Annotated in this window: 9 protein-coding genes and 1 pseudogene; 3 read left to right on the top strand and 7 right to left on the bottom strand. The window is 54.6% G+C overall.

Annotated elements, in window-relative coordinates; translation table 11 throughout:
- The first annotated feature begins 348 nt into the window (after positions 1 to 348).
- The 3 genes from F9C28_RS18910 (at position 349) to F9C28_RS18900 (ending at position 3,211) form a co-directional block, all read left to right on the top strand.
- Positions 349 to 879 carry a hypothetical protein gene (locus tag F9C28_RS18910; protein ID WP_233149174.1) on the top strand — a complete coding sequence of 177 codons (531 nt, stop codon included), beginning with the start codon at positions 349 to 351 and terminating at the stop codon, positions 877 to 879.
- Complete coding sequence (locus F9C28_RS20260) at positions 876 to 1,268, top strand: hypothetical protein (RefSeq protein WP_233149173.1); 393 nt, start codon at positions 876 to 878, stop codon at positions 1,266 to 1,268. The genes F9C28_RS18910 and F9C28_RS20260 overlap by 4 nt, the downstream gene beginning before the upstream one ends.
- Positions 1,269 to 2,086: 818 nt before the next feature.
- Positions 2,087 to 3,211: an LA_2272 family surface repeat-containing protein gene (locus tag F9C28_RS18900; RefSeq protein ID WP_199016827.1), complete on the top strand. Its 1,125-nt coding sequence runs from the start codon at positions 2,087 to 2,089 to the stop codon at positions 3,209 to 3,211.
- A gap of 97 nt (positions 3,212 to 3,308) precedes the next feature.
- On the opposite strand, the pseudogene arnF reads toward F9C28_RS18900, so the two are convergent.
- The 7 genes and pseudogenes from arnF to arnB all read right to left on the bottom strand — a co-directional run bounded on the left by arnF (position 3,309) and on the right by arnB (position 10,680).
- Positions 3,309 to 3,670: pseudogene (arnF, locus tag F9C28_RS18895) on the bottom strand (4-amino-4-deoxy-L-arabinose-phosphoundecaprenol flippase subunit ArnF).
- Complete coding sequence (gene arnE, locus F9C28_RS18890) at positions 3,667 to 4,008, bottom strand: 4-amino-4-deoxy-L-arabinose-phosphoundecaprenol flippase subunit ArnE (RefSeq protein WP_199016826.1); 342 nt, start codon at positions 4,006 to 4,008, stop codon at positions 3,667 to 3,669. The pseudogene arnF and the gene arnE overlap by 4 nt, the downstream one beginning before the upstream one ends.
- Positions 4,005 to 5,678, bottom strand: a complete 1,674-nt coding sequence (gene arnT, locus F9C28_RS18885) for a lipid IV(A) 4-amino-4-deoxy-L-arabinosyltransferase (protein WP_408641538.1) — start codon at positions 5,676 to 5,678, stop codon at positions 4,005 to 4,007. The genes arnE and arnT overlap by 4 nt, the downstream gene beginning before the upstream one ends.
- A gap of 2 nt (positions 5,679 to 5,680) precedes the next feature.
- Positions 5,681 to 6,580, bottom strand: coding sequence for a 4-deoxy-4-formamido-L-arabinose-phosphoundecaprenol deformylase (gene arnD, locus F9C28_RS18880; protein ID WP_199016829.1), 900 nt, complete (start codon positions 6,578 to 6,580; stop codon positions 5,681 to 5,683).
- A complete protein-coding gene (gene arnA, locus F9C28_RS18875; protein WP_199016825.1) occupies positions 6,580 to 8,562 on the bottom strand; it encodes a bifunctional UDP-4-amino-4-deoxy-L-arabinose formyltransferase/UDP-glucuronic acid oxidase ArnA in 1,983 nt (660 codons plus the stop codon). Before arnA ends, arnD begins: the two co-directional genes overlap by 1 nt.
- A complete protein-coding gene (gene arnC / locus F9C28_RS18870; RefSeq protein WP_199016828.1) occupies positions 8,559 to 9,539 on the bottom strand; it encodes an undecaprenyl-phosphate 4-deoxy-4-formamido-L-arabinose transferase in 981 nt (326 codons plus the stop codon). Before arnC ends, arnA begins: the two co-directional genes overlap by 4 nt.
- Position 9,540: 1 nt before the next feature.
- Positions 9,541 to 10,680 carry a UDP-4-amino-4-deoxy-L-arabinose aminotransferase gene (gene arnB / locus F9C28_RS18865; RefSeq protein ID WP_199016824.1) on the bottom strand — a complete coding sequence of 380 codons (1,140 nt, stop codon included), beginning with the start codon at positions 10,678 to 10,680 and terminating at the stop codon, positions 9,541 to 9,543.
- Positions 10,681 to 10,823 lie beyond the last annotated feature (143 nt).

Below are 10,823 nucleotides of genomic sequence, written 5' to 3'. Positions count from 1 at the left end.
TGACGAAAGCAGGTATGCCTGAAAGTGTGCGTATTGCCTGAAAACACAACCCGCTACGGGGGAGACTTACCCGAAATCTGATTTATTCAACAAAGCCCTAAACAACACATTGATGCCGCGCTGGAACCGCTGACGCACCAGCAAGCGAGCTTCCTGCATAATCATTACGCCGTAATTGCCAATTTTTCCAGCTACGCTGAGACGGGAATTGGCCTTGCTGCTGATCCTGTTGGGAAATACTTTGATAATATCGAAAAGATCCTAAAAGAAATCCAGGAGACTTATAAAAACACCTATATAACACGAGGTGCATTAATTGGTGAGCAATTTTATATAAGACGTAACCAGTTGTTTAAAGCGCTTGAGGCAGAGCTCAACGTCGGATTTCTGAATAAAGTAATGAAGTTAGGAGAATATACAAAAATAAAAAATGCTCTTGGCCTCTCCACCCGCGCTATTACACACAAATGGAATGAAACCGGAGTCAATGACATTGACGGTTATGCAACGCATATCGAACGTGCAGCGAAATATGTTAACGCGATGAAATACATTGGCTACATCGGTATAGGATTCAGTGCAGCGCACTCAATCAATGAGATATATGCGGCATGCTCAGTAGGTCGTGAAGCTGAGTGCTCCAGGACGAAATACAAGGAAATAGGCCGTTTTTCTGGGAGCGTTGGTGGTGGCATGTTAACCGGTTCGCTTGCTGTACCGCTGTGTATCGCTATTGGCATCGGAACGGCTGGCACGGGCGGTTTAGTTTGTACGATCTTAGCCGGCGGGGCTTTAGGGTACGCTGGTGGGGAGGCCGGTAGCTGGGGAGGAGAAAAAGTAGCTAACTCACTATATAACGTGATCGGGGAGGCTAAATGAAACTCATCGATTTCATTATCATCGTTTTATCATCCTTGTTTTTATTATCTTTACTATTTTATTTACTTTATGGAAAACTAACAGAAAAAAAGTTTGATGTTATCGCCGAAAAATTCAGTAGCCAATTTGGCTATATTCCATGTTCAATGACTATTGGGAAAAATGGTGGTCTGTTCTTTTGGAGCTATAAGGAGTCTTACTTAATTTGTGCATTGTTTTTTACAAAATCACGCGCAACAAAAAAGACCTTAACAGCAGAGGAAATTAAATTTTTTAAGGGGCTAGATAGCCCAGACATTGCCTGGTTTTACAGAAAATACATTGCAATGGTTATTGGATTATTAAGTTTCATTGGATTATTGATTATTTTCGCCCTTGAATCATCATGATGTTTAGCTCCCCCACGGGACGTTACTATTCCTTTACTGCTCTTGCGAATATCACCTGGCCGGGCTCAACTGCAGCCTATCACCGTCCTGTTTATCCCTGCCGGGTCTCTCCCCGGATATGCCAGTTGCAACCCCTCTGTCACGCCCCCCCTTATGGACCACGATACTATACCTGTACCACAACGGGGTAAAATACCGCCCGCAGATCAGCATCACTATTACACTGGTCCAGCCACTATCACTTTTCATTCAGCCGCAGATATACATTTTGACATATTTAGCCGGTCAGCGACGCTATACTTTCCCCGCCACAGTCGTTATTTTATGATTAGCACCCTGCACCCCTGCCAATAATAGCAGCGAATAATAATTGCGCTGAAATAGCAGATAAAGACAAAATACCCACCAAAAATAAATGTAGATCACGACGATACCCAGACTATTTGCTAAAAAAATCACGATCTCGTTTAACTATTTTAACGGAAACTGCCAATTGAAAGATAAAATTACAACACATTGATAAATAAGGTTTTTAAAAACACTTTTACTTACCTTACACAACCACACACCTGGCACTCCCCCCTTGACATCACCCGATAAGCACAATTCATTCATTCAGCAGTTTCTTAGTGGCACATTTCGCAAAGCCTTATTAACACAGGGCGGTATTTTATATCCTATGGGTCAGCTGTTTATATGGTGCTACTTATTTGAGCATTTTTAATGCACTGCGAATACCTTTGCAGTTAATAAAACCATTCCGTTAACGCGGCCATCATACTAAGAATTTTTCTGGATAAGAAAAGTAGGGATAAAAAATGAAACGTTCAACTCTAGGTTTATTACTGTCATGTGCGCTGGTGTCCGGCGCCAGCTATGCGGCTCCGGTGCAGCTGTCTTCTTTCGGTAACCTGCCGGAAGACACCGTCGTGAATGGTTTTCACGGCACCTTCCTGTACGGTCAGACCGGCACAGTAAACGGTGTTGATATGCCCATTCTCGGCTACTCCGAAATGGATAAACTCAATGGCCTGGAACTCGGTGTCGGTGGCGACCATATTCGTAACGGCATGAACGGGATGGCGCTGAACCTGTTTAACTGGCACGGCGGCGAAGATAATGGCCTGAACATCGGCCTGGCAAACCAGGTGGGTAACCTGACCGGTGCTAACGTTGGTCTGTACAGCGGTACCGCCGATATGACCGGTCTGAACCTCGGCCTGGCGAACACCACCGCCAATGTTACCGGCTGGAACCTGGCCGGTTTAGGTAACTACTCTACCGGTAACGTCACTGGTCTGAACACCGTCGGCCTGGGTAACGACACCGAAGGCAACATTCACGGCGTTAACGTTGTCGGTATCGCGAACTACACCGGCGGCGAAGTGAAAGGGGTTAACGTGGCGCCGTTCAACTGGACGGTCGGTAACACTAAAGGGGTTAACGTCTCTTTACTGAACCACACCGCGGACGTTAAAGGCGTTAATATCGGTGCCCTGGGTAACTGGAGCGAAGGTAACATCACTGGCCTGAACGCCGGTATCGTTAACGTCTCTGGTGATGTCAACGGTCTGAACGTGGCCGGGTTCAACAAATCCGGCAATATGACCGGGGCCAACATCAGTGCCCTGAACTGGACTGGCGATGTGACCGGTTTCAATATGGGTGCCATCAACCTGTCCAATAACGTGACCGGTTTAAACCTCGGTGCATTCAACGTGGCTAACAACGTCAACGGGATGAACCTGGGTGCCATCAACGTGTCAACCGGCAACAGCACCTTTGACTTCGGTGTGGTGAACGCCGCCAGCGCGACTAACTTCCAGATTGGTCTGGTCAACGTGACCAATAACCTGGAAGGCTTGCAGATAGGTCTTATCAACGTGGCGACTAACGCTGCGGTACCGGTACTGCCGATTGCCAACTTCCACCGTTCTTTCTGATAAGAACACGCGGCAAAAATTCAGGCCCTGCATAGGCAGGGCCTTTTTTATCCTCACGCCCCAGGCTTATCCTTTCCCGGAAAAACGTTTGGCGTGCTTAATCCGCCCGGCGGGGAGCAAAAATCACCAGCACCCCGGCCACAATCAGCAACACCCCCAGGGCACCGGACCAGTGAAACTGCTCCTGCCAGCCCGGCAACACAATCGCCGCCCCCCAGACCAGCCCATAACTGAGGCTTAACACCGAATATGCTTTACTGAGTGCCATCCGGCGCAACGCCATAAACCAGCACCCCATCGAGGCCAGATAACAAAACAACCCGGCCCCCAGCAGCAGAAGCCCCCCGCCGCGGGCAAACACCAGCCCGCTATCTGTTATTGAAGCATAGCCTGGCGCAATACCAGTTGCGCAATACTCACCAGCACAACGCTGCCCGCCGCCCAGCCCAGCCCTTTCAAACACTCCTCCCCACCAGGATAACCCCGGCGATAATCAGGCCAATCCCCAGCCAGTGACGCAGCGATACCGGCTCATGCCACAGCAACCGGGCCGCCAGCGTGATCCAGACAATGTTCAGGCTCAGCAGCGGGTAAGCGACCCCTACCGGCAGGCGCTGCAATACCCCCAGCCACAGAAGCATTCCAGCCCCCAGTAGCGCCAGCGCCAGGGCCAGCCACAAGATGACTACCCGCCGGCGTGCGCGGGCATCTGCGGGGATCAGCGCCGCCTGCTTCTGGCAAAGCTGCCCCATGCAGCTCAACAGGCTGGCGGCAGCCAGCAATAGCCAGCCGGTCATTGCGGCAGATACTCCAGTAGCGCCATACGCCCGAGAATATAACGATTATCCGGCACCGGCAGGCTCTCCAGCTGCGCCTCGTTATCAATCCGCAACACCAGGGAGATACGGCCTTCCTGGCGGTGTTGGGCCAGCCAGCCGGCGAACTCATGGGCCGTGACAAACCGCCCCTCGCTATCCGGATAACTCAGCCCGTATTGCAATTCACCCCGGCTGCTATACAGCAGAATATCGCTGCGCTTAAGTTCCCACGCCAGCCCGGCCGCCACCCCCACGCTGTTACTCAGCACGTAGCGGCTCTCCTGTAACGGCTCCCGGGTAAGGGCAATTAATTGCTGCGGGGTTTTACTGGCCATAATGCGCTCCGGCACCGCCAGCCCGAAGACCAGCGCCACCCCCAGCGGGCAAAGCACCGCCAGCGGCCAGCGCCGGGCAACATTCCGGGTCGCCAGCCAGCCCATCAGCCCCCAGACCATAAACGCCAGTAGCGCCAGGAAGCATTTATACAGCTCCGGGACATCCCATAAGGGAGGGCGGGAATAAAACACCGGGGCCAGCGCCAGCGCCGCAATACTGCCGACCATCCCCACCAGCACATTAATGTAGCCGTTAGCCCGCAACATCTTCAGCGCCCGGGGGGTATGTGCCCGGACCACCACCACCACATAGCGGGCCATCAAGAGCGCCAGCGGCACAAAACACGGCAGGATATAGGTCACCAGTTTGCCTTTGGCGATACTGAAAAACAGCAGCGGTAGCGCAATCCAGCCCAGCAGATACAGAGCTCCCCTATCGTTATGCTGCTCTTTCCAGCCCAGCCGCAGCGCCCCGGGCAATAGCCCCAGCCAGGGCAGGCTGCCGAGGATAAAGACCGGCAGGTAATACCAGAACGGCGCTTTATGCTGCGCATTACTCATGGCGAAACGCTGAATATGTTCGACCCAGAAGAAATAGTGCCAGAAATCAGGCTCCTTACGGGCAATGGCCATCCCCCAGGGCAAGACCACCAGCACCGCCACCACCACGGATAACCATCCCCAGCGCAGCACCTCCCCCCAGCGTCTGCGGGCGATAACCCAGGGTAAAACCCCAATCACCGGCACCGCCAGCGCCAGGAATCCTTTGGTCATCACCCCCAAACCACAGGCAACGCCCAGCAGCAGGTATCCCCCGGCTTTGCCCCCCGGCGTGGTGGCCTGAGCCCCCCACCAGAAACTGCACATTGCCAGGGTCATCCACAGGGTGATCATCGGGTCCAGCACCGCATAGGTGCCCACCCCGTACACCAGAAATGCACTCAGGAAGATAATCCCGGAAAGTAGCGAGATCAGGCGATCGCGCCATAACGACCACGCAAGCCAGCAGCCCAGTAATCCGCTCAGTGTTGTTGAGAATATGGCCCCGAAACGTACGGAAAAATTGCTATCGCCCAGCAACCACTGCCCCAGAGCGTTGATCCAGTAACCGGCAATGGGTTTTTCAAAATAGCGCAGCCCGAGAAAATGCGGCACGATCCACTCCCGGGTGGCCAGCATTTCGCGGCTGATTTCCGCATAGCGCGTTTCATCCGGCTGCCACAGCAGGCGATAGTCGATAGGAAAGAGATAATACAGCGCGTAAAGCAGGACACCGGCAGCCAGCCAGTAATATCGTTGTCTTGTGGTCATCATGATCAATGCTCTGCCGGTTGCTGAACGCCCACCCATCCTTCCCTGCCGGGGATAAAACCACGCCGTACACGCCCCAGGGGCAATGTGGACAGATCGGCGGGTAATAGCTGGCCGAGTGGGCAAAACGCTACCCCCTGCTGGCGGGCTGCGGTCAATAAATCATCAAATTGCCGGGCGAAGTTACCGCCTTCGACCTCCGCATGGATGGTATACACTTGAATGCCCTCTGCCTGGCGGATCTGGTTAAGTAAAAAGGCGTTAAAATCCGCCGCGCTCACCTGGGTACCAACAACCTCGTCCCAGGTCGGTAATGTCACCGGGATCTGGACTGTCCCCGTAGCGCCATCAGAGAGCAACGGTAAAAACGGCCCGCTTCCCCGGCAGTCACTGTTATAGCGCAGGTTGAACCCCTGTTTGACGTTAATTACCCGTCCATCCGCCCGCCATCCGGCCACCGCAGAGCTCGTCACGGGTCTGCCGGTGATAGTCTCCAGCGCGGTCACGCCCCGGGCAATCTCCTGCTCTAACCGCGCAGTGGACCAGCGGGCGACACTGCGCTGCCAGCCGTGATGGTCCCAGGCATGTAGCCCGGTCTCATGCTCCCTGGCGGTTTCACGAATAATAGCCGCATTCGCCTGGCCAATTATCCGCCCCGGCCAGGCGGTCCCGGCCAGTAAAATATCCCAGCCATACAGCGACGGGGCCCGGGTGCGCAGCATTTTCCACAGGAATGTCGGCTTAACCAGGCGCCATAAATGGCGCCCCATATTGTCCGGGCCAAGGCTGAAAAAAAAGCTGGCCCGCACCTGATGCTTATCAAGGATCTCCAGCAGGCGCGGTACGCCGCAGCGGGTACCGCGGAACGTATCCACATCAATGCGTAATCCAACACGGGTGGTCATCATGGCGACTCGTTCGGTTCGATGCTGCGCAGGAAGAAGTCCAGGGTTTGATCCACCGTTTGCTGAATGGCCACCGTCGGCGCCCACTCCAGTAAGCGTTTGGCGTTACGGATACTGGGCTTGCGGTGCTCCACATCCTGATACCCTTTGCCGTAATAGTCGCTGCTTTCAACGTCCCGGAAACCGGCAAAAGGCGGAAAACGGTGGCGCAGCGGATGGCGCTCAAAACTTGCCAGCAACATCTCCGCCAGCCCTTTAATACTCGCCTCGTTATCCGGGTTACCAATATTAATAATCTGGCCATCACACTGGCCGTGTTTATTTTCAATGATCCGAAATAGCGCTTCGATACCGTCGCTAATATCCGTAAAGCAGCGTTTCTGGCTACCGCCTTCAATAAGCTTGATTGGCGAGCCCTCCACCAGATTGAGGATCAACTGGGTGATCGCCCGGGAGCTGCCAATACGGGCAGCATCAAGGCTATCCAGCCGTGGGCCCATCCAGTTAAATGGCCGGAACAGAGTAAAACGCAGCCCTTCTTTATCGCCGTAGGCCCAGAGTACCCGGTCCAGCAATTGCTTGGAAACAGAATAGATCCAGCGCTGTTTGCTGATTGGCCCCACCACCAGGCTGGAAGTATCTTCATCAAACTGGGGATCGGTACACATCCCGTAGACCTCTGAGGTCGACGGGAAGATAATGCGTTTGTGGTATTTCACACAATCGCGAATAATTTTCAGGTTCTCTTTAAAATCCAGCTCGAAGACCCGCAGCGGATTGCGGGTGTACTCAATCGGGGTGGCGATGGCCACCAGCGGCAACACCACATCACATTTCTTAATATGGTATTCAATCCACTCCGAGTGAATACTGATATCCCCTTCAACAAAATGAAAGCGCGGGCAACCCATAAAACGCGCGATGGCGTCAGAGCCGATATCCAGGCCGTAGATTTCATACCCGTCGTCCTGTAATAACCGCTCCGTCAAATGGTTGCCGATAAACCCGTTTACCCCGAGGATCAGCACCCGGGTACGGCGGCGTGTCGCCGCGCCAACCGGCTGGCTGGCAACCCGAGCCCCGGGCACCAGCCCCAGCGCCAGGGCCAGCTGTGCCCCCTGCATATAGACACCGCTCCCCGCCTGCCCGGTGACAACCTCCAGCGCCCCTTCCCCACAGGCGATCACCAGCGGATCGGTGGAAATCACCGTTCCCGGCGGCGCGGCGGGAAGATCATTACGTACCCGGGAGGACCAGACAATAAACGTGTTATTGCCCGCATAGGCGAATGCCCCAGGCCAGGGATCGCTAACGGCGCGAACCAGGTTATAGAGCGTGCGGGCCGGTTTATCCCACACCAGGAGGCCATCCTCCCGGCTGCGGCCGCGGACCACGGTTGCCTGTTGCTCATCCTGTGGCGTCGCGGCGTCCCGCCCGTCCCGAATCGCGGGTAACAAATCACCTAAGAGCGCCTGTGCGGCAGCGCAGAGTTTCTGGTGCAGCGTGAAGGCGGTGTCATCATCACTGATGGGCACCACTTTTTGGCCGGTAATATCCCCGGCATCCGCGCGATGTACCATCCGGTGTAATGTGACACCGGTGGTGTGCTCCCCGTTAACCAGCACCCAGTTAAGGGGCGCCCGGCCACGGTATTTTGGCAATAATGAGCCATGCAGATTCCAGGCCCCGGCTTTCGCGCAGGCGAGGATGTCATCACCGAGCAATTGCCGGTAGTAAAAAGAGAAGATAGCATCGGGGGCCATCGCACGGATACGCGCTATCCACAGCGGGTGGTTGGCATCATCCGGGGCAAAGACCGGGATCCCCTGCTCGGCCGCCAGCCGCGCCACGGAACCAAAAAAGCGGTTCTCTCCCGGATTATCGCTGTGGGTAAAAATGGCCGCAATCTGGTAACCGGCCGCCAGCAGCGCACGGATACCCGTGCATCCCATATCGTGATAGGCGAAAACAACCGCTTTCATTGATTCACTTTCTCTTTATTCTCGCCGTCCTGGCGGATAACACGTTGAATAAAATAGCGCGGGCGAGCGCGCACATCGTTGTAGATCCTGCCGATGTATTCGCCCAGCAGTCCCATGCCGACAAACTGCGCCCCCGTGAACATAAACAGCACGGCAAACAGCATAAATACCCCGTCTGCTGCCCACTGGGGGCCAAACGCGAAACGCAGGATCACCAGCAAAATAGCGAAGCCAAATCCACACAGCGCAATCACACTGCCCAGCACACTGAGCAAGCGCAGTGGCGTAGTGGTCAGGCAGGTGATCAGGTCATACATCAGGTTGATCAGGCGCATCACGCTGTATTTCGAATCGCCAAACTCCCGCTCGGCGTGGCTTACTGGGATCTCCGTGGCGCGGCGGGCAAAGGTGTTAGCAAGGATTGGAATAAAGGTGCTGCGCTCATGGCAGTTGAGCATCGCCTCAACAATATGCCGCCGGTAGGCACGCAACATGCAGCCGTAATCCCCCATCGCCTTACCGGTAGTGCGCTGAATCAGCCGGTTGATCATTCGTGAGGCGACCTTACGAAAGTAGCTATCCTGGCGCTGCTGGCGCACGCTTCCTACTACGTCGAACCCTTGTTCTGCGGCGGCCACCAGGTTGGGGATCTCTTCCGGCGGGTTCTGTAAATCGGCATCGAGGGTGATTATCAGATCGCCAGTAACATTACTGAAGCCAGCCATAATGGCGGAGTGCTGGCCATAGTTCCGGTTAAGCAGTACCGCCACGATGTGGCTGCCTTCAGCTTCCGCCGCCAGGGTGATTTGGCTAGCTGAGTCATCGGCACTGCCGTCGTCAACTAACAGGATTTCATAATCTTTCCCGGTCTGCTGGCAGGCAGCCTCAGTACGGCGCATCAGCGCGGGCAGGCTTTCCTGCTCATTAAATACCGGGATAACCACGGAAATTTTGTGAATCGGCGGGGCGATAAACATATCAGCATCCCGCAAGTTCACGCAGTGCAGTGATGACTCGGGTTGTGTCTTCATAGGTCATATCCGGGAAAAGAGGTAAAGAACAAATACGGGCGCTATTCCATTCGGTGACAGGTAATTGCACCGCCGGATACTTCTGGCGGTAATATTTCTGTGTATGGGCAGCACGAAAATGAAGACCGGTGCCAATATCCCGGGCTTTTAATTCCGCCATCAGGGCATCACGGCTTATTCCGCAGGTGGCCTCATCAACCCGGATAATAAATAAATGCCAGGCGTGATGATGGGGCCAGGCCGGTAATGCCAGCGGCCGGTACGGCGTATCCGCCAGGGCGGCAAGATATTGCCGGGCAATCGCCCCCCGGCGTTGGTTAAACTGGTTCAGCTTCCCTAATTGCACCCGCGCCAGGGCGGCATTCATATCGGTAAGGTTATATTTAAACCCCGGCGTAATAACTTCTGCCTGGGGGGCCCGGCCCTGGGTTTCGCGATTAAACGTATCGGCACCCAGCCCGTGGAATTTAAGGCTACGGATTCGGCTGGCAAGCTGCTCATCATCCGTGACCACCATTCCCCCTTCGCCGCAGGTGATATTTTTGATGGCGTGAAAAGAAAATATTGCCGTGCCCCGGTTGCCTACGTGCGCCCCCCGGTAATAGCTGCCGACGGCATGGGCGGCATCTTCAATGACCGGGATCCCATAGCGGATGCCGAGAGAGCGAATCGGGTCCAAATCCAGCGGGGCCCCGGCATAGTGCACCGGGATCATAGCCCGGGTTTTCGGGGTAATCGCCGCTTCCAGCGCCTTGGGGGTTACCATCAGGGTATCCGGGTCAATATCCACCATCACCGGCGTTGCCCCGAGCAGTTCGATTAAATTCAGGGTGGACACCCAGGTCATTGACGGGGTAATGACCTCATCGCCGGGGCCAATACCCAGAGCCATTAGCGTGACATGCATTCCGCCGGTGGCGGAACTGACGCCAATCGCATAACGATTACCGGTGAGCTGGCAAAATGCCGTTTCCAGCGCCTGATTATGCTGCCCGGTCGTTAGCCAGCCGGATTGCAATACCTGTTTTAGCGCATCAAACTCTTCTTCGCCCAATGACGGGCGAGAGAACGGCAGAAAATTACCCATTATTTCCCCTCCGGGATAAAAGGATTGAGTAAAACAGAGTGCTATCGGCTTTGTTGAATAAATCAGATTTCGGGTAAGTCTCCCCCGTAGCGGGTTGTGTTTTCAGGCAATACGCACACTTTCAGGCATACCTGCTTTCGTCA

This window comes from Shimwellia pseudoproteus (genome assembly GCF_016415625.1).
In the GTDB taxonomy this organism is placed as follows: Bacteria; Pseudomonadota; Gammaproteobacteria; order Enterobacterales; family Enterobacteriaceae; genus Shimwellia; species Shimwellia pseudoproteus.
Note: the sequence above shows the minus strand (reverse complement) of the source record. Positions and strands in the feature narration are given on the sequence as shown.